This window comes from Pseudomonas sp. S37, assembly GCF_016658545.1.
Lineage (GTDB): Bacteria > Pseudomonadota > Gammaproteobacteria > Pseudomonadales > Pseudomonadaceae > Aquipseudomonas.
The window spans coordinates 59,083-76,672 of sequence record NZ_JACVZC010000006.1 but is presented as its reverse complement, the minus strand read 5'-3'; the positions used below and the strand labels follow the sequence as shown (position 1 = coordinate 76,672).

Annotated in this window: 15 protein-coding genes; 5 read left to right on the top strand and 10 right to left on the bottom strand. The window is 62.0% G+C overall.

Annotation, left to right across the window (positions count from 1 at the left end; all coding sequences use genetic code 11):
- Positions 1-2 precede the first annotated feature (2 nt).
- The 6 genes from nuoC to IAE39_RS04140 all read right to left on the bottom strand — a co-directional run bounded on the left by nuoC (position 3) and on the right by IAE39_RS04140 (position 6,887).
- A complete protein-coding gene (gene nuoC / locus IAE39_RS04165; RefSeq protein WP_201199662.1) occupies positions 3-1,784 on the bottom strand; it encodes an NADH-quinone oxidoreductase subunit C/D in 1,782 nt (593 codons plus the stop codon).
- A 78-nt stretch (positions 1,785-1,862) separates the two neighbouring features.
- Positions 1,863-2,540 carry a NuoB/complex I 20 kDa subunit family protein gene (locus IAE39_RS04160; protein ID WP_008096180.1) on the bottom strand — a complete coding sequence of 226 codons (678 nt, stop codon included), beginning with the start codon at positions 2,538-2,540 and terminating at the stop codon, positions 1,863-1,865.
- Between the two features lie 9 nt (positions 2,541-2,549).
- Positions 2,550-2,963, bottom strand: coding sequence for an NADH-quinone oxidoreductase subunit A (locus IAE39_RS04155; RefSeq protein ID WP_201199660.1), 414 nt, complete (start codon positions 2,961-2,963; stop codon positions 2,550-2,552).
- Positions 2,964-3,344: 381 nt separating this feature from the next.
- Positions 3,345-4,007 carry a lysoplasmalogenase gene (locus tag IAE39_RS04150; protein ID WP_201199658.1) on the bottom strand — a complete coding sequence of 221 codons (663 nt, stop codon included), beginning with the start codon at positions 4,005-4,007 and terminating at the stop codon, positions 3,345-3,347.
- A gap of 298 nt (positions 4,008-4,305) precedes the next feature.
- Positions 4,306-5,631, bottom strand: a complete 1,326-nt coding sequence (gene aceA / locus IAE39_RS04145; protein ID WP_201199656.1) for an isocitrate lyase — start codon at positions 5,629-5,631, stop codon at positions 4,306-4,308.
- Positions 5,632-6,122: 491 nt separating this feature from the next.
- Positions 6,123-6,887 carry a secretin N-terminal domain-containing protein gene (locus IAE39_RS04140; protein WP_201199654.1) on the bottom strand — a complete coding sequence of 255 codons (765 nt, stop codon included), beginning with the start codon at positions 6,885-6,887 and terminating at the stop codon, positions 6,123-6,125.
- Positions 6,888-7,014: 127 nt separating this feature from the next.
- Between IAE39_RS04140 and IAE39_RS04135 the strand changes: the two genes are divergently transcribed.
- Both IAE39_RS04135 and IAE39_RS04130 read left to right on the top strand, forming a co-directional pair.
- A complete protein-coding gene (locus IAE39_RS04135; protein WP_201199652.1) occupies positions 7,015-8,175 on the top strand; it encodes a hypothetical protein in 1,161 nt (386 codons plus the stop codon).
- 92 nt (positions 8,176-8,267) lie between these two features.
- Positions 8,268-9,710, top strand: a complete 1,443-nt coding sequence (locus tag IAE39_RS04130; RefSeq protein WP_201199650.1) for a SulP family inorganic anion transporter — start codon at positions 8,268-8,270, stop codon at positions 9,708-9,710.
- A gap of 114 nt (positions 9,711-9,824) precedes the next feature.
- Here the strand turns inward: IAE39_RS04130 and fusA are convergent, their stop codons facing one another.
- Both fusA and IAE39_RS04120 read right to left on the bottom strand, forming a co-directional pair.
- Positions 9,825-11,936 carry an elongation factor G gene (gene fusA / locus IAE39_RS04125; protein WP_201199648.1) on the bottom strand — a complete coding sequence of 704 codons (2,112 nt, stop codon included), beginning with the start codon at positions 11,934-11,936 and terminating at the stop codon, positions 9,825-9,827.
- A 73-nt stretch (positions 11,937-12,009) separates the two neighbouring features.
- Positions 12,010-12,435 carry a hypothetical protein gene (locus IAE39_RS04120; protein WP_201199646.1) on the bottom strand — a complete coding sequence of 142 codons (426 nt, stop codon included), beginning with the start codon at positions 12,433-12,435 and terminating at the stop codon, positions 12,010-12,012.
- Between the two features lie 229 nt (positions 12,436-12,664).
- Between IAE39_RS04120 and IAE39_RS04115 the strand changes: the two genes are divergently transcribed.
- Positions 12,665-12,967 carry a hypothetical protein gene (locus tag IAE39_RS04115; protein WP_201199645.1) on the top strand — a complete coding sequence of 101 codons (303 nt, stop codon included), beginning with the start codon at positions 12,665-12,667 and terminating at the stop codon, positions 12,965-12,967.
- A 3-nt stretch (positions 12,968-12,970) separates the two neighbouring features.
- Here the strand turns inward: IAE39_RS04115 and IAE39_RS04110 are convergent, their stop codons facing one another.
- Positions 12,971-14,221, bottom strand: coding sequence for a 2-aminoadipate transaminase (locus IAE39_RS04110; protein WP_201199644.1), 1,251 nt, complete (start codon positions 14,219-14,221; stop codon positions 12,971-12,973).
- 235 nt (positions 14,222-14,456) lie between these two features.
- Entirely contained in the window at positions 14,457-15,353 is an 897-nt protein-coding gene (locus tag IAE39_RS04105; protein ID WP_201199643.1) for a LysR substrate-binding domain-containing protein, read from the bottom strand.
- Between the two features lie 254 nt (positions 15,354-15,607).
- On the opposite strand from IAE39_RS04105, the gene IAE39_RS04100 reads away from it, so the two are divergent.
- Both IAE39_RS04100 and IAE39_RS04095 read left to right on the top strand, forming a co-directional pair.
- Positions 15,608-16,990, top strand: a complete 1,383-nt coding sequence (locus IAE39_RS04100) for an amino acid permease (RefSeq protein ID WP_201199642.1) — start codon at positions 15,608-15,610, stop codon at positions 16,988-16,990.
- Between the two features lie 57 nt (positions 16,991-17,047).
- Complete coding sequence (locus IAE39_RS04095) at positions 17,048-17,545, top strand: PaaI family thioesterase (RefSeq protein ID WP_201199641.1); 498 nt, start codon at positions 17,048-17,050, stop codon at positions 17,543-17,545.
- Positions 17,546-17,590: the final 45 nt, after the last annotated feature.

The following is a 17,590-nucleotide window of genomic DNA, read 5'->3' as shown; positions in this document are numbered from 1 at the left end:
GCTTAGCGGTCCACGTCAGCCATAACGAAGTCGATACTGCCCAGGTACGCAATGAGGTCGGCGACCATGCTGCCTTTGATCACCGAAGGGATCTGCTGCAGGTGCGGGTAGCTCGGGGTACGGATCCGGGTGCGGTAGCTCATGGTGCCGCCATCGCTCGTCAGGTAGTAACTGTTGATGCCCTTGGTCGCCTCGATCATCTGGAACGACTCGTTGGCCGGCATGACCGGGCCCCACGAGACTTGCAGGAAGTGCGTGATCAGGGTCTCGATGTGCTGCAGGGTGCGCTCTTTCGGCGGCGGCGTGGTCAGCGGGTGATCCGCCTTGTACGGGCCTTCCGGCATGTTGCGCAGGCACTGGTCGATGATGCGGATACTCTGGCGCATCTCCTCGACACGGACCATGCAGCGGTCATAGGCATCGCCGTTGTGGGCCAGCGGCACTTCGAACTCGAAGTTCTCGTAGCCGGAGTAAGGGCGGGCTTTACGCAGGTCGAAGTCGCAACCGGTGGAACGCAGGCCGGCACCGGTGGTACCCCACTCCAGCGCTTCTTTGGTGTTGTACGCGGCAACGCCGATGGTACGCCCCTTGAGGATGCTGTTCTGCAGGGCAGCCTTGGTGTATTCGTCGAGGCGCTTGGGCAGCCATTCGACGAAGTCCTTGACCAGCTTGTCCCAGCCGCGTGGCAGGTCGTGGGCAACGCCACCGATGCGGTACCAGGCCGGGTGCAGGCGGAAGCCGGTGATCGCTTCGATCACGGTGTAGGCGCGCTGGCGGTCGGTGAAGGTGAAGAACACCGGGGTCATGGCGCCGACGTCCTGGATGTAGGTACCCAGGAACAGCAGGTGGCTGGTGATGCGGAAGAACTCGGCCAGCATGATACGGATCACGTCGACCTTCTGCGGCACCTGGATGCCGGCCAGCTTCTCGACCGCGAGCACGTATGGCAGGTTGTTCATCACCCCGCCGAGGTAGTCGATACGGTCGGTGTAGGGGATGAAGCTGTGCCAGGACTGGCGTTCGGCCATTTTTTCGGCACCACGGTGGTGGTAGCCGATGTCCGGGACGCAGTCGACGATCTCTTCACCGTCCAGCTGCAGGACGATACGGAACGCACCGTGCGCCGAAGGGTGGTTGGGGCCGAGGTTGAGGAACATGTAGTCCTCGTTGGCGCCCTGACGCTTCATGCCCCAGGCTTCCGGGTTGAAGCGCGCCGATTCCTCTTCAAGCTGTTGCTTGGCCAGGGTCAGGCTGTACGGGTCGAACTCGGTGGCGCGGGCCGGGTAGTCCTTGCGCAGCGGGTGGCCTTCCCAGGTGGGTGGCATCATGATGCGGCTAAGGTGCGGGTGGCCGGCAAAATCGATGCCGAACATGTCCCAGACTTCACGCTCGTACCAGTTGGCGTTTGGCCAGATACCGGTCACGGTCGGCAGGTTCAGGTCGCCTTCGCTGAGCGACACCTTGATCATCACGTCGCTGTTACGCTCGACCGACAGCAGGTGGTAGAACACGCTGAAGTCGGCAGCCGGCAGGCCGCGGCGCTGGGTGCGCAGACGTTCGTCGACGCCGTGCAGGTCGTACAGCATGCTGTATGGCTTGGCCACGCCGCGCAGGAAGCTGAGCACCTCTTTGAGCTGGGCGCGCTTGACCCACAGCACGGGCATGCCGGTGCGGGTTTCCTGGGCGACGAATGCTTCGGCGCCAAAACGGTTGTGCAGTTCGACGACCACATCCTGGTCGTCAGCCTTGTAGGGCGGAATGAAAATAGCGTTGTCCGCTGTCATGGTCTCGGTCGCTTTGGGTCAACGTTAAGAATGAAGCCAGGCCGCCGGCTCCAGGGGAGCGGGCGGCAGGTCGCTGGATCAGACTTCGTCGGGGCTGCGCAGGTTGGTTACGGCAATGCGCTGCTCACGACGCAGGTCTTTCTGGGCGGGCATCTCGGCACGGTAAATACCTTGATCACCAACAACCCAGGAAAGCGGGCGTCGTTCTTGGCCGATCGACTCCTGCAGCAGCATCAAGCCTTGCAGGAAAGCCTCAGGGCGTGGCGGGCAGCCAGGCACATAGACGTCCACGGGGAGGAACTTGTCGACCCCCTGAACGACCGAGTAGATGTCGTACATGCCACCGGAGTTGGCGCACGAACCCATGGAGATGACCCACTTTGGTTCGAGCATCTGCTCGTACAGGCGCTGGATGATCGGCGCCATTTTGACGAAGCAGGTACCGGCGATGACCATGAAGTCGGCCTGACGCGGCGAGGCCCGGATGACTTCGGCGCCGAAGCGGGCGATGTCGTGGGGTGCCGTAAAGGCCGTGGTCATTTCCACGTAGCAGCAGGACAGGCCGAAGTTGTACGGCCAGAGGGAGTTCTTGCGACCCCAGTTGACCGCGCCACGCAGCACATCTTCGAGTTTCCCCATGTAGATGTTCTTGTGGACCTGGTCCTCTAGCAGCTGATCGGTGACGGTTTCCCGTTCACCGACCGGGTACTGCTCGTTGGGCGCATCCGGATCGATTCTGGTGAGATTGTATTGCATGCCAAAGCCTCATTGTTTCAGCTTCGCTTGCCGCTTGCGGCGACCTTCGGGAGCCCAATCAAGTGCCCCGACGCGCCAAAGGTAGACAAGACCTGCCAACAGAATTGCTATGAAAACGAGAGCTTCGATGAACCCGGTCCAGCCGCTTTCGCGGACGGACACAGACCATGCAAAGAGAAAGAGGGCTTCGATATCGAAGATCACGAACAGCATCGCGACCAGATAGAATTTGGCGGACAGGCGCAGGCGGGCGCTGCCGACGGGCAGCATGCCGGATTCGAAGGGTTCGTTCTTGGCGCGGCCCCAGGCCTTGCTACCAAGCAGGCTGGACAGGCCGAGCATGAAGGCACACAGGCCGACGACACCCAGGAGGAAGATGGCAAAGCCCCAGTTGTGGGCGATGAGTCCTGCCGAATCGGACATGCTAAAGATCCTTATACAGAGACCCAGCTCTGCAGTCTGAAATAAGTAAAGCGGCGACGTGGTGTCGCAGGTGCAGTGACCAAATGTCGCAGCTGAGTCAATCGCGCTGATTTTATGGGTAAACCCGGTGCAAGTAAAATTTCTGTAGCAAATTTATTCGTAGCATTAAGTACAAAAGCCGCTTGTAACTGGCTGAAAGCCTTGAAATTCGGGCATTGCGTGCGCTTTTGTTAATTATGTTTCTTGCGACTGGTAACGAATTACAAGTTGCGGAATGATAATTAATATCATTTGATCTGATGTCTTTTAATTGGGCTGTTCTGCACCTTGTAAAGTTCATCTGGCGATTCCCCCTACTTGCAAATGCGAAAGGCTCGTGTTCTAGCAGCTTCCAGCGCCGCTTGCACCGCTCTGGGTCAATACTTTATCGGTTGAGCGATGACCGACTGATGAAGCGATCGCCCATTGGCCGAGCCAGTAGGCGAGGATGATCAGGTAGGGTGCGGCGGCGAACGGGCTGACGAAACGGTCAGTGCCGATCAGGCTGTCGGAGAATACGAACAGGCCGGCACCGAGCGCGGCCAGCCCACCACAGGCCAGGGCGCGCCAGAGCATGGCGCTGATCGCCAGGGCGTAGATCGCGACCGGGATCAGCAGCGGGCCGAGGCCGTGGCTGGCGAGTACGCTGAACAGGGTGATGCCGGTGAGGGCGCTGAACGCCAGCGCGGGCAGGGCAGGGCGAAGGGTTTGGCCGCAGTAGGCGCGCAGGTAGGCCAGGTGAGCAAAGAGGAATGCGACCAGGCCGAACACGAACAGGTCGGCGGGGATGGCCAGCAGGATGTCGCCGATTACCGAGAAGGCCAGGCCGATCGAGATCCACATGCGGTAGGTTGAGGCGGCGGCGCTGCGCAGCCAGGCGATCATGGCCAGCACCGGGATGGGTTTGGCCAGCAGGGCGAGCAGGGTGTTGTCGCTGGCCAGTGCATATAGAAAGAGGGCAGCGGCGGCCAGGGCGACAATCATCAGGTGGCTTGGACGAGGCATGGGCGGTCCTTGCTGCTGTGCTGCCTCAAGCATAGACCTGATTATGGGGTTTGTTGGTGATGCCTTGGGATTGGGTGGTGCTGCCAAGAGTATGGCGAGGGGAATGTGGTGCTTGGGGTTTGCACTGAGGCTTGAGTGGTGTGTCGTCTGGGCAGGCCTATTCGCGGGTAAACCCGCTCCTACAACGATAGTTGTCCCATGTAGGAGCGGGTTTACCCGCGAATAGGCTGGCACAGGCAAAAAACGAAGGCCCAGGGCTTTCACAAGCCCCGGGCCTTCATTCAACCGCAACCCACTATCAGTGGAACTGCTCTTCCTCGGTCGAACCGGTCAGTGCAGTCACCGACGAAGCCCCACCCTGGATCACAGTGGTCATGTCGTCGAAGTAGCCAGTGCCCACTTCCTGCTGGTGCGCCACGAAGGTGTAGCCCTTGCTGGCGTCAGCGAATTCCTGCTCCTGCAGCTTCACGTAGGCGGTCATGTCGTTGCGGGCGTAGTCGTGCGCCAGGTTGAACATGCCGTGCCACATGTTGTGGATGCCGGCCAGGGTGATGAACTGGTGCTTGTAGCCCATGGCCGACAGTTCGCGCTGGAACTTGGCGATGGTGGCGTCGTCCAGGTTCTTCTTCCAGTTGAAGGAAGGCGAGCAGTTGTACGACAGGATCTGGTCCGGGTACTCCTTTTTGATCGCTTCGGCGAAGCGGCGGGCTTCGTCCAGGTCCGGCTTGGCGGTTTCACACCAGATCAGGTCGGCGTACGGGGCGTAGGCCAGGCCGCGGGCGATGGCCTGGTCGAGGCCGGCGCGTACCTTGTAGAAGCCTTCGCGGGTGCGCTCGCCAATCACGAACGGCTGGTCGTACGGGTCGCAGTCGCTGGTCAGCAGGTCGGCGGCGTTGGCGTCGGTACGTGCCAGGATGATGGTCGGTACGCCCGATACGTCAGCGGCCAGGCGCGCAGCCACCAGCTTCTGTACGGCTTCCTGGGTCGGTACCAGTACCTTGCCACCCATGTGGCCGCATTTTTTCACCGAGGCCAGCTGGTCTTCGAAGTGCACGCCGGCGGCGCCTGCTTCGATCATGTTCTTCATCAGCTCGTAGGCGTTCAGCACGCCGCCGAAACCGGCTTCGGCGTCAGCCACGATCGGCGCGAAGTAGTCGATGTAGCCTTCGTCGCCCGGGTTTTTGCCGGCTTTCCACTGGATCTGGTCGGCGCGGCGGAACGAGTTGTTGATGCGCTTGACCACGGTCGGTACCGAGTCGACCGGGTACAGCGACTGGTCAGGGTACATCGACTCGGCCGAGTTGTTGTCGGCGGCAACCTGCCAGCCGGACAGGTAGATGGCCTGGATGCCGGCTTTTACCTGCTGCACTGCCTGGCCGCCGGTCAGGGCACCCATGCAGTTGACGAAGTCTTTTTCTGGGCGGAAGGACGGGTGGGCACCTTCGGTGACCAGCTTCCACAGTTTTTCTGCACCCTGGCGGGCAAAGGTGTGCTCGGGTTGCACGGAGCCACGCAGGCGAACGACATCAGCGGCGGTGTAGGTACGGGTCACGCCTTTCCAGCGCGGGTTCTCGGCCCAGTCTTTCTCGAGGGCTGCAATTTGCTGTTCGCGTGTCAGTGCCATGGAAATAAACCTCGTCGCATCGATCTTGGGTTAATTGTGCTGATGCTCGGAGCAGATCAGGTGCCTGGCGGCTGTCCTGTTCGCGGGAGTGCGGCGGCGAACGCGAAGGCTCGAAGGGGAAGGGTGTGGCAGGCCAGGCGAAGGTGTGCTCCGGCAGGTCGGCTCGTGGTTGCCTTGCTGCGGTGCTACGCGATTGCCAGTACTGCGGTGATGCGCTTCCGTCCCTCGGGACAACTTCTTCGTTGCAGTCGCAATCCCGTCGAACCGCCTTGTGGGCCGTATAGACACGAGGCGCCTCCAGGGGTGGGAGGAGCGCGCCTCGAAGGCCCTTGCCAGGGCCCCTGATTAGCGGGAGCGAGGCCATCATGCCCTTGGGAAAAAGACCCTGTCAAATGTTTTGTAGTGGATTTTTTCGCTTACTACATCTTTGGTCTAATGCGACTTGGCAGTCAGTTTCAAGGCCTTTGGTCGAGGCCTTGAATTGCCTGGGATCAGTCCAGAAGATCGACTTTTACACGTAAAGTCATGTTTTCGCCGCGCTGGGTGCTGTAACTGCGGCTTGAGGTGTTGCGGTCGGCCTGGCTCTGCTGGTTGTAGCCCGCCAGGGTGATCCACTCACCGAGCCTGCCAGTGACTGTTGTGTCGGTACTTTGCACTTTTACTACATCTGCACGTTCCTGACTGATGCGGTCATTATTGGTACTTATTTGCAGACGAACCGTATCACCGCTCAAGCTCGGGGTGACGTAGAAACCCTGGGTCACATTGCGGTATTCGGTATTGCTCTGGAGGCGCCCGTAACCGTCGGTGCTGGTGCTGGTAATCGGGATGCTCTGGCCAACCTGGATCAGGGCAGGCTGGCCTTCGCTGGCCTGTACCTGCTGCATGCCACCTTCGCGGTTGCTGGTGCCGTAGTGGATGACCCGCGCGTTGCCACGGTTGTCCTGGAAATTGCTGTCGTTGTTGTCGACGCTGATCAGCAGGCGCTTGGGCGCTGTGTCCAGCTGTTGCAGCAGGGCGCGCAGGTCGTCGATGCGCTCGGGGCTGGCGTTGACGATAAGCTTGTTTTCGAAGGCGCTGACCGTGCCGTCGTTGCCGATGAACGCCTGCACGGCGGGCATTAGTTCGGCGCTGCTGCGGTGCTGCAGTGGCAGTACTTCGGTGGCGGCCTGCGCGGTGATGCTGATGGCCAGCAGCAGGGAGGCGAGAAGGGGGCGTAGCGGCATGTCCATGATCTCCGCAGGGTGAACCAACATGATGGCAAATTTACTGACTTCCTGCTGGACCTGGATCACGTCGGCGGTGTGGAGTAACGGGGTGATTTATCGGGTTTTATCTTGTAGGCTATAAATTATAGTCATTAAGATAATTTAGGATAATCACATGTCGCCCATTCGCCCGCTGTTGCGTCGTGATCAGTTGGCCAAGGCCTTGGGCCAAGACCTGGCCGGCGAGTCGCTGGTTGATTACAGCTCGGGCATGTTCCTTGCCGCGCCCCGGCGTACGGGCAAGAGCACCTTCCTCAACAATGACTTCATCCCCGAATGCGTTCGGCGCGGCTGGCTACCGGTTTACGTCGACCTGTGGTCGGACCGCGACGCCGCGCCGGCAGAACTGATCAGTGGCGCCATCGGTGCTGCGCTGGGGCACTTCGAAGGTGCGCTGGCCAAAGCAGCGAAAAAGGCCGGTATCGACAAGGTGAACCTGCTGCGTACCCTCAGCTGGGACTTTACCCGCCCGCAACTGCCTGAGGGTACGACCTTGGCTCAGGCGCTTGCCGTGTTGCACCAAGTCTCGGGGCAGATGGTGGTACTGATCATCGACGAGGCCCAGCATGCCCTCAACAGTGAAGATGGCCTGAACGCGATGTTCGCGCTAAAAGCCGCGCGCGACCACCTCAACCGTGGCGACCGCCCGGACGGCTTGCGCCTGGTGTTCACCGGCTCCAGCCGCGACAAGCTGGCCAACCTGGTGCTGAAGAGCAAGCAGCCGTTCTTTGGTGCCAGTATCACGCCATTTCCCTTGCTGGGTCGTGAATATGTCGAGTTCATCACCGCCTTGTGGAACCAGCGCCTGGCCGACAGCAATCAGTTCAAGGTAGAGGACCTGGCGTACGCCTTCGAGCTGGTCGGCCGCCGCCCGGAAATGCTCAACAAGCTGTTGGCGGAGGTCAGCGTCGGCCTGGGTGAGGCGGGCAACCTGGGTGAACTGCTGCGCAACGGGGCGCTGAATCATCAGGCCGGCGTGTGGAGCGACTATGAAAGCGCCTGGAACGAACTTTCGCCCTTGCAGCAGGCAGTGCTTGAGGTAATGGCCGAACGCACGTTGGGCCGGCAACCTTTTTCGCCGTTTACCGAGCAAACCCTGGCCGATGTGAGTCGCAAGCTGGAGCTGGCCCATACCGAGGTCAACGCCAGCACGCCCAACGTACAGAAGGCCCTTGATGCATTGCGGGACAAGGAACTGGTATGGAAGGCCAATCGTGGCGAGTACGCGCTGGAAGATGCCTCCATGGCAGAGTGGCTGGCCTCGGTCGCGCGCTAGGCACCTTTGCGGTGGCCGCTGTCAGACAAATTCCGTAACATCGCGCCCCTTGTTTTTTGTACCGTCCGCTCGGACCGCCCCACAGGATACCCATGAAACCCGTTCGACTACGCGCCGACCTGCTCGCCGGCCTGACCACCTCGTTCGCCCTGGTGCCCGAGTGCATCGCCTTTGCCCTGGTGGCCCACCTCAACCCGCTGATGGGCCTGTATGGCGCGTTCATCATCTGCACCCTGACGGCGCTGTTTGGCGGCCGGCCGGGGATGATTTCCGGGGCTGCCGGCTCGATGGCGGTGGTGATCGTGGCGCTGGTGGTGCAGCACGGCGCGCAATACCTGCTGGCGACGGTGCTGCTGGGCGGGGTGGTGATGATCCTGTTCGGCCTGCTGCGCCTGGGCAAGCTGGTACGCCTGGTGCCGTACCCGGTCATGCTGGGCTTCGTCAACGGCCTGGCCATTGTCATCGCCATGGCCCAGTTGGAGCATTTCAAGGACGGCGAGCACTGGCTGACCGGGGCGTCGCTGTACCTGATGATCGGCCTGGTGGCGCTGACCATGGCCGTGGTCTACGTACTGCCGAAACTGACCCGTGCGGTGCCGCCGGCGCTGGTGGCGATTCTGGGTGTTGGCCTGCTGGTATACCTGCTCGGCTTGCCCACCCGCACCCTGGGTGACATGGCGCATATCGCTGGCGGCCTGCCGGGGCTGGCGCTGCCGGATGTGCCGTGGAATCTGGACACACTGAAGATCATCGCCCCCTACGCAGTGCTGATGGCCATGGTCGGCCTGCTGGAAACCCTGCTGACGCTGAACCTGACCGATGAAATCACCGAGAGTCGAGGTTACCCGGACCGCGAGTGTGTGGCCTTGGGTGCGGCGAACATGGTTTCCGGCCTGTGCGGTGGCATGGGCGGTTGCGCGATGATCGGGCAGACGGTGATCAACCTCAGCTCCAATGGCCGTGGGCGGCTGTCGGGGGTTGTGGCCGGGGTGATGATTCTGCTGTTCGTGTTGTTCCTGTCGCCGCTGATCGAGCGTATTCCGCTGGCGGCGCTGGTCGGGGTGATGTTTGTGGTGGCGCAGCAGACCTTTGCCTGGGCGTCGTTGCGGGTGCTGCACAAGGTGCCGGTGAATGATGTGCTGGCGATCATTGCGGTGACGGTGGTGACGGTGTTTACCGACCTGGCCACGGCGGTGCTGTTCGGTATCGTCATCGCGGCGGTGAACTTTGCCTGGCAGCATGCGCGTGAGCTGTATGCCGATAGTCACGTAGATGAAGAGGGGAGCAAGCATTACCAGGTGCATGGCACGTTGTTCTTCGCCTCGACGGCGCCGTTCCTCAACCAGTTCGACCCGGCCAATGACCCGGGTAAGGTCACGCTGGATTGCCAGCACCTGAGTTTTGTTGACTACTCGGCGATTGCGGCGTTGAAGACCTTGCGCGAGCGCTATGCCAAGGCGGGCAAGCATTTACGCGTGGTGCATTTGTCGGAGCGGTGCAAGAAGCTGTTGAAGCGGGCTGGCGAGCAGCACTGATAATTGGTCGTTGCCTGTGCCGGCCTCTTCGCGGCTAAAGCCGCTCCTACAAGGGGGCGCAAAACCCCTGTGGGAGCGGGCGTGCCCGCGAAGAGGCCAATACAGGCGGATGATTTACTCCCCGCGGTTCTTCTTGACGATCCCATCGGCAATGCTCGCCGGGGCTTCGGCATAGCGGGTGAACTCCATCGAGAAGCTGGCCCGGCCTTGAGTCATCGAGCGCATCGAGGTGGCGTAGCCGAACATCTCGCCCAACGGCACCTCGGCGCGGATCACCTTGCCGGCCGGTGTCTCGTCACCGTCCTGGATCATGCCGCGGCGCCGGCTCAGGTCGCCGAGGATATCGCCCTGGTACTCTTCGGGCGTCACCACTTCTACCTTCATCACCGGCTCCAGCAGCACCGCGCCACCTTTCTGCGACAGCTGCTTGGTGGCCATGGATGCGGCGATCTTGTAGGCCATTTCGTTGGAGTCGACGTCGTGGTACGAGCCGTCGAAGACCGCCGCCTTGAGGTTGATCAGCGGGTAGCCGGCGAGCACGCCGTTCTTCATCTGCTCTTCGATACCCTTCTGGATTGCCGGGATGTACTCGCGTGGCACCACGCCGCCGACAATCTCGTTGATGAATTCCAGGCCTTCCTTGCCTTCGTCTCCGGGAGCGAAGCGGATCCAGCAATGGCCATATTGGCCACGGCCACCAGACTGGCGGACGAAGCGGCCTTCGATTTCGCAGGTGTTGCGGATTTTTTCGCGGTAGGCCACTTGGGGCTTGCCGATGTTGGCCTCGACGTTGAATTCGCGGCGCATGCGGTCGACGATGATGTCCAGGTGCAGCTCGCCCATGCCCGAAATGATGGTCTGGCCGGTTTCTTCGTCGGTGCGCACCCGGAATGACGGGTCTTCCTGGGCCAGCTTGCCCAGGGCAATGCCCATTTTTTCCTGGTCGGCCTTGGTCTTCGGTTCCACCGCCACGGAAATCACCGGGTCGGGGAAGTCCATGCGCTCGAGGATAATCGGCTTGTCCATGTCGCACAGGGTGTCGCCAGTGGTCACGTCCTTCATACCGATCAGCGCGGCGATGTCGCCGGCGCATACGTCCTTGATTTCGGCGCGCTGGTTGGCGTGCATCTGTACCATGCGGCCGATGCGTTCCTTTTTGCCCTTGACCGAGTTGAGTACCGCGTTGCCGGAACTGAGCACGCCGGAATAGACTCGGGCGAAGGTGAGGGTGCCGACGAAAGGGTCGGTGGCGATCTTGAAAGCAAGGGCCGAGAACGGTTCCTTGTCGTCGGCGTGGCGCTCCAGGTGCTTGTTTTCGTCGTCGGGGTCGGTGCCCTTGATTGCCGGGATTTCCGACGGGGCAGGAAGGTAATCGATGACCGCATCGAGCATCAGCGGCACGCCCTTGTTCTTGAACGAGGAGCCGAGGATGGTGGGCACGATCTCGTTGTTAAGGGTGCGCTTGCGCAGGCCGGCCTTGATTTCTTCGATGCTCAGTTCTTCGCCATCCAGAAACTTCAGGGTCAGTTCGTCATCGGCCTCGGCTGCGGCCTCCACCATTTTCGCGCGCCATTCATTGGCCAGCGCCTGGAGCTCGGCAGGAATCTCTTCTTCGCGATAGCTGGTGCCGTTGTCGGCATCGTTCCAGTAGATGGCCTTCATCTTCACCAGGTCGATCTGGCCGATGAAGTTCTCTTCGCTGCCGATCGCCAGCTGAATCGGCACTGGGTGGTGGCCCAGGCGCTGGTCGATCTGTTTGACCACACGCAGGAAGTCGGCGCCCTGGCGGTCCATCTTGTTGATGTAGGCCAGGCGGGGCACGTGGTACTTGTTGGCCTGGCGCCAGACCGTCTCGGACTGCGGTTCGACGCCGTCAGCGCCGCTGAAGACCACGACGGCGCCATCGAGCACGCGCAGCGAGCGTTCCACCTCGATGGTGAAGTCGACGTGGCCGGGGGTGTCGATGATGTTGAAGCGGTACTTGTCGGCGAACTGCTTGGTCGAGCCCTGCCAGAACGCCGTGGTCGCCGCCGAGGTGATGGTAATGCCCCGTTCCTGCTCCTGGGCCATCCAGTCCATGGTCGCGGCGCCATCGTGCACCTCGCCCATCTTGTGGTTGACCCCGGTGTAGAACAGGATCCGCTCGGTGGTGGTGGTCTTGCCGGCGTCAACGTGGGCGACGATGCCGATATTGCGGTACAGCTCGATGGGCGTTGTGCGGGCCATGGCGGACTACCTGCGGCTGGGCGGATTCCACCACGTTAGCAGACCGGTGGAATCCTGCCTTGCCGCCGGGCCGTCAGTCGGCCTGGGCTTGCAGCATCCACTGGCCATCCACCTCGCGGGCCAGGCCGCTGGCCGGCAGCAGGGCCAGCAGGCGTGGGTGCAGGGCGGCCTCGGTGAAGGTCTTGAGGGTGGTCAGGTCCAGCGCGCCGATCAGGTTGAGGTCGGCCTTGGTGTACGACAGCCAGGCTTTTTTCAGCACCTGGGCGACGTCGCTGCCGGCAGTGCTGGCGAAGCGGCGGTGCCACGCGCGGCCCTCGAAGGTGAAGCTGTGGGCGTGGCTGTAGGTGCTCTGGTCGGCACCTTCCGCACAGCGATGGCAGCGGCACGGGCCTTCGCCGAAGGCGTTGCGCAGGTAGCTGTTGAAGTCCACGACGGGCTTGAGGGACAGGCGTTTGTCGACATCGAACAGGTCGGCGATCAGGGGTTCTTCGGCGCTCACGTGGGGTCCTCGTGTGGTGTGGCGTGCATCGGCGGGCACCCTAACAGATCGGGGCCTGCAGATCATCTATTGCAGGGCTGGCCTCTTCGCGGGTAAACCCGCTCCTACAGGCAACATGCGATCCCTTGTAGGAGCGGGTTCACCCGCGAAGAGGCCAGTAGAGACAACAGAGACCGCCTGCCGTACTCTACGCGCCCATACGCCTACCCACCCACTGAGGTAACCCCGCTTGAGCACCAAGTACCCGTACATCGCCACCGTCACCATCAGCGCCGAAGACCGCGGGGGTGATACCGAGGCCTCGGAAAACCCCAACATGCGCGTTGGCCTGGAGGCGGTGACCGAGACCCTGAAAAAGGTGCATTTCGTCGGTACGCTCGCGGCCCCCGAAAAGAATGCCACGCACATCTGCGTGACCCTGGAGAACGGCCTGACCTACTACGGCCCGATCGTCAACGGCCACGCCGAACTCGAAGGCGGCTGGATTGCCTTCGAGTCCGACATGCTTACCCCGGCAGAACTGGGCCTGTAAAACTCAGTTCAATTCCGCCAGGCACTGCTCGAGGATATCCAGCCCTTCTTCGAGCACCTCGGCCTCGATGGTCAGTGGTGCCAGCAGGCGGATGATGTGCCGCGCCTTGCCGCTCGGCATCAGCAGCAGGCCTTTGGCCCGCGCCGCTTCCATCACCTTGGCCAGTTGCGCCGGGGCCGGGCTGCCATCGGCATTGACGAACTCGATGCCACGCATGGCGCCCACGCCGGTCAGGCGCCCGATGAACGGGCTAAGGCCCGAGGCCTTCCAGCGCTGGTGGCGGTTGACGATGGCCTGCTCCTGGCGCTCACCCCAGGTGGCCACGTTCTCGTCAGTCATCTGCGCCAGGCTGGCCAGCGCCGCCGCGCAGGCAATCGGGTTGCCCGAGTAGGTGCCACCCAGGCCGCCCTTGGGCAGCGACGCCATCACTTCCTTGCGCCCGACCACCGCACCCAGCGGCATGCCACCGGCAATGCTCTTGGCCAGCAGCAGCAGGTCGGGCTCGATGCCCAGACGCGGGAAGGCAAAGCGCTGGCCGGTGCGGCCGAAGCCCGACTGGATCTCGTCGATGATGATCAGGATGCCGCGCTCGTCGCAGAAGCGGCGCAGCGCCTGGGCGAAGGCTGGGTCAAGGGCGAGGAAACCGCCTTCGCCCTGTACCGGTTCGAAGATGAACGCCGCCACGTCCTCCACCGCCAGCTCGACGCTGAACAGACGGTCCATGGCCTTGAGCGCCTGTTCGCAGGTTACTCCGGTATCGGCGCTGGGGTAGGGCAGGTGGTACACCGGCCCGGGCAGTTCGCCAACCCGTTGCTTGTAGGGGGCGACCTTGCCGTTGAGGTTGAGGGTGGCCAGGGTGCGGCCGTGGAAACCGCCGTCGAAGGCGATGATGGCGCGCTTGCCAGTGGCGCCACGGGCCACTTTCAGGGCGTTTTCCGCGGCTTCCGCGCCGCTGTTGGTGAGCATGCCGGCCAGCGGGTAGCTGACCGGTACGAACTGGCTCAGTTGCTCCATCAGGGCCAGGTACGGGCCATGGGGTGCGGCGTTGAAGGCGTAGTGAGTCAGGCGGGTGGCCTGGGCCTGAATCGCTTCGACCACCGCCGGGTTGCAGTGGCCCAGGTTGAGCACACCGATACCGCCGACGAAGTCGATATAACGTTTGCCGTCAGTGTCCCAGACTTCGGCATTGCGGCCATGGGAAAGTGTGATCGGGTGAACGATGGCAATGGACTGGCTGATACTTTCCTGGTTCATGGGGCACGCGGACCTTGTTCGAGTTTCTTATTATCCAAGCGTGTTGGCGGGTTATTCCGCAAACGAATTATTCGATTGCGGTCATTCCATGGATTCGTGATCTGGCCTTTGATTTGCGTTGCCTGTGCTGGCCTCTTCGCGGGTGAACCCGCTCCTACATGTTCACCACAGGCCCAGGCATTGTGCGATCCCTGTAGGAGCGGGTTCACCCGCGAAGAGGCCAGCACAGGTCAAATCATTCCCCCTCAGCCACCCGCTCCCGAATCCACTGCACAAAGGCCCGGATCTTGGGCACTTCGGCGGCATGCTCGGCATGCGCAATGAAGTGCCGGCCATTGCTCGCCACAGGGTGGTCCCAGGCCACCACCAGCTTGCCCTCGCTCAGTTCTTCAGCCACCAGATACCGCGGAATCAGGGCAATGCCGCAGCCGGCAATGGCTGCGCGGATGCACAGGTAGAACGTGTCGAAGCGCGGCCCGTGGTAGCTGTTCTGGCTGTGCAGCCCCAAACCCAGGAACCACTCATGCCAAGCCTCCGGCCGCGACACGCACTGCAGCAGGCGGTGCTCGGTCAGCGCCTGGGCACTGTCGAAGCGGTGGTTGGCCAGCAGCTGCGGGCTGCACACCGGCACCACTTCTTCGCTGAACAACTCGATGCAGGTTGCCCCGGGCCAAGTGCCCTGGCCGAAGAAAAACGCGATGTCGGCCTTGGCCTGCACCAGGTCGAACGGCTCCAGTTCGTTGCGCACGTCCAGGTGGATGCGTGGGTAACGGTCACCAAAACCCTTGAGCTTGGGCACCAGCCAGCGTGCGCCGAAGGTGGGCTGGGTGGCGATACGCAGCACTTCGGTTTCGTCACCGTAGCTGAGGATGTAGCGGCTGGAAATGTCGATCTGGGTGAGGATCTTGTTCACTTCGGTAAGGTACAGCGCGCCGGCCGGTGTCAGGTGCAGGCGCCGGCGAATGCGCTGGAACAGTGAGTGCGAAAGCATGTCCTCAAGCTGCGCCACCTGTTTGCTGACGGCGCTCTGGGTCAGGTGCAGTTCCTGCGCCGCACGGGTGAAGCTGAGGTGGCGGGCGGCCGCTTCGAAGCACTGAAGGGCGGTGGTCGAAGGCATCAGGCGTTTGGACATGACGGGCAATACCGAGCAAAAAAGGAAGAAGTTCATTCCAAAGCGGAATCATGTGGTTCGAAAAGGTCGTTTGTTGACCCCGGCCTATAGATTAATACTGACCTGGATCAACGATTACAACCGGTCATGCGAAGAGGAGGTCAGTACCCGCTTCCGGCATCTGCAAAACAACAACAACACGCATCAGAACTTAATAAGAATTCTGCTCCGACCTTCAGCCGCCATGCCGCGGCCGACCCATTCGAGGGTTCTTCATGGCTTCGCAAGACAACAAGAAACAGCGTTCCCTGCAGCACGGCCTGACCTCGCGTCAGGTGTCCATGATCTCCATCGCCGGCATCATCGGTGCTGGCCTGTTCATCGGCTCGTCCAACGCCATCGCCACCGCCGGCCCGGCGATCCTCATCTCCTACGCCATGACCGGCCTGCTGGTGCTGCTGGTGATGCGCATGCTCGGCGAGATGGCCATCGCCAACCCAAACAGCGGCTCGTTTTCCACTTACGCTTCCGAGGCCATCGGCCCGTGGGCCGGCTTTACCATCGGCTGGCTGTACTGGTGGTTCTGGGTGTTGATCATTCCGGTTGAGGCGATCGCCGGTGCCGATATCCTGCATGCCTACTTCCCCGGTGTGCCGTCGTGGTTGTTCGCCTTCCTGATCATGCTGGTGCTGTCCGGTACCAACCTGGTCAGCGTGAAGAACTTCGGCGCCTTCGAATATTGGTTCGCGCTGGTCAAGGTGGTGGCGATCATCGGCTTCATCGGTGTCTGCACCTTGGCGGTATTCGGCTTCTGGCCGCTGGCCGAGGTGTCCGGGGTCAGCCGGCTGTGGGACAACGGCGGCTTCATGCCCAACGGCTTCGGCACTGTGCTGGGTGGCGTGCTGATTACCATCTTCTCGTTCTTCGGCGCCGAGATCGTCACCATCGCCGCTGACGAAACCGCCAACCCGAAAGACAAGATCCGCCGCGCCACCAACCTGGTGGTGTACCGCATCGCGATCTTCTACCTGGCGTCGATCTTCCTGGTGGTGTCGCTGGTGGCCTGGAACGACCCGGCGTTGAAAGCGGTCGGTTCGTTCCAGCGCGTGCTGGAAGTGCTGAACGTGCCGGGTGCCAAGCTGCTGGTCGACCTGGTGGTGCTGGTGGCCGTGACCAGCTGCATGAACTCGGGCTTGTACACCGCCTCGCGCATGCTTTACTCGCTGGGCGCACGTGGCCAGGCGCTGAGTGTGACCAAGCGCATCTCCGGCTCGGGCGTGCCGACTGTGGCGGTGATCTTCTCCACCCTGGCGGGCTTTGCCGGTTGCTTCGTCAACTATGTGTTCCCGGGCAAAGTATTCGGCTTCCTGCTGTCTACCACCGGTGCCATCGCCCTGCTGGTGTACCTGGTCATTGCCGTGTCGCAGCTGCGCATGCGGGCCCGTGCCGAGCGCGAAGGGCGCCCGCTGGAGCTGAAAATGTGGCTGTTCCCGTACCTGACCTGGCTGGTAATCGGCACCATCGCCCTGGTGCTGGGCTACATGCTGTTCAGCGATGCCTACCGCTATGAAACGCTGATGACCGCGGGTGTGACCGCGTTCATCCTGCTGGTTTCGCTGACCCAGCGGCGCGCCAAGGTGGTTGCCCAGACCGCCTGATGTTTCTGCTTTAATGGGGGCGTTGCGCGCCCCCATATCTATAAGCACAGGAAGCGTATGAACGACCAACCTCTTTCCCTCCAGGCCCTGGCGGCCCCAGAGGGCACCTGCTACGGCTGCGGCTGTTCTCACCCCAGCGGCCTGCACCTGCAAAGCCACTGGGACAACGACGGCATCCATCTGGTGTGCCGCCATGCCCCGGACAGCGCCTTTATTGGCTGGCCAGGCCTGGTGTACGGCGGCCTGCTGGCGATGCTGGTCGATTGCCATTCCAACTGGACAGCCATGGCCTACCACTACCGCAGCGAAGGCCGCGAGCCGGGTAGCCTGCCGCGTATCGACTGCGTGACGGGTACGCTTAACCTGACCTACCTGAAACCCACGCCAATGGGCGTCGAGCTGGTGCTCAAGGCGCGAGTGGAAGGCGAAGTAGGGCGCAAGAGCCGGGTGATCTGCGAAGTGTGGGCCGGTGATGTGCTGACCGTAACGGCTGACTCGGTGTTTGTCCGCGTCGATACCGAAAAGCTCAAGCTCAAGGCCCACGGCCAGGCCTGAGCGGTCAGTGCTGATAAGCGGTCGGTGATGGTCAGCGGCCGGGGA

Bases quoted from the DNA above. Each gene is read 5' to 3' on its own strand.
- IAE39_RS04130 (WP_201199650.1), top strand. From the start codon at position 8,268: ATGAAACCCGTTCGACTACGCGCCGACCTGCTCGCCGGCCTGACCACC.
- IAE39_RS04095 (WP_201199641.1), top strand. From the start codon at position 17,048: ATGAACGACCAACCTCTTTCCCTCCAGGCCCTGGCGGCCCCAGAGGGC.
- IAE39_RS04155 (WP_201199660.1), bottom strand. From the start codon at position 2,963: ATGTCCGATTCGGCAGGACTCATCGCCCACAACTGGGGCTTTGCCATC.
- IAE39_RS04150 (WP_201199658.1), bottom strand. From the start codon at position 4,007: ATGCCTCGTCCAAGCCACCTGATGATTGTCGCCCTGGCCGCCGCTGCC.
- IAE39_RS04100 (WP_201199642.1), top strand. From the start codon at position 15,608: ATGGCTTCGCAAGACAACAAGAAACAGCGTTCCCTGCAGCACGGCCTG.
- IAE39_RS04105 (WP_201199643.1), bottom strand. From the start codon at position 15,353: ATGTCCAAACGCCTGATGCCTTCGACCACCGCCCTTCAGTGCTTCGAA.
- nuoC (WP_201199662.1), bottom strand. From the start codon at position 1,784: ATGACAGCGGACAACGCTATTTTCATTCCGCCCTACAAGGCTGACGAC.
- fusA (WP_201199648.1), bottom strand. From the start codon at position 11,936: ATGGCCCGCACAACGCCCATCGAGCTGTACCGCAATATCGGCATCGTC.
- IAE39_RS04160 (WP_008096180.1), bottom strand. From the start codon at position 2,540: ATGCAATACAATCTCACCAGAATCGATCCGGATGCGCCCAACGAGCAG.
- IAE39_RS04110 (WP_201199644.1), bottom strand. From the start codon at position 14,221: ATGAACCAGGAAAGTATCAGCCAGTCCATTGCCATCGTTCACCCGATC.
- IAE39_RS04140 (WP_201199654.1), bottom strand. From the start codon at position 6,887: ATGTTGGTTCACCCTGCGGAGATCATGGACATGCCGCTACGCCCCCTT.
- aceA (WP_201199656.1), bottom strand. From the start codon at position 5,631: ATGGCACTGACACGCGAACAGCAAATTGCAGCCCTCGAGAAAGACTGG.
- IAE39_RS04135 (WP_201199652.1), top strand. From the start codon at position 7,015: ATGTCGCCCATTCGCCCGCTGTTGCGTCGTGATCAGTTGGCCAAGGCC.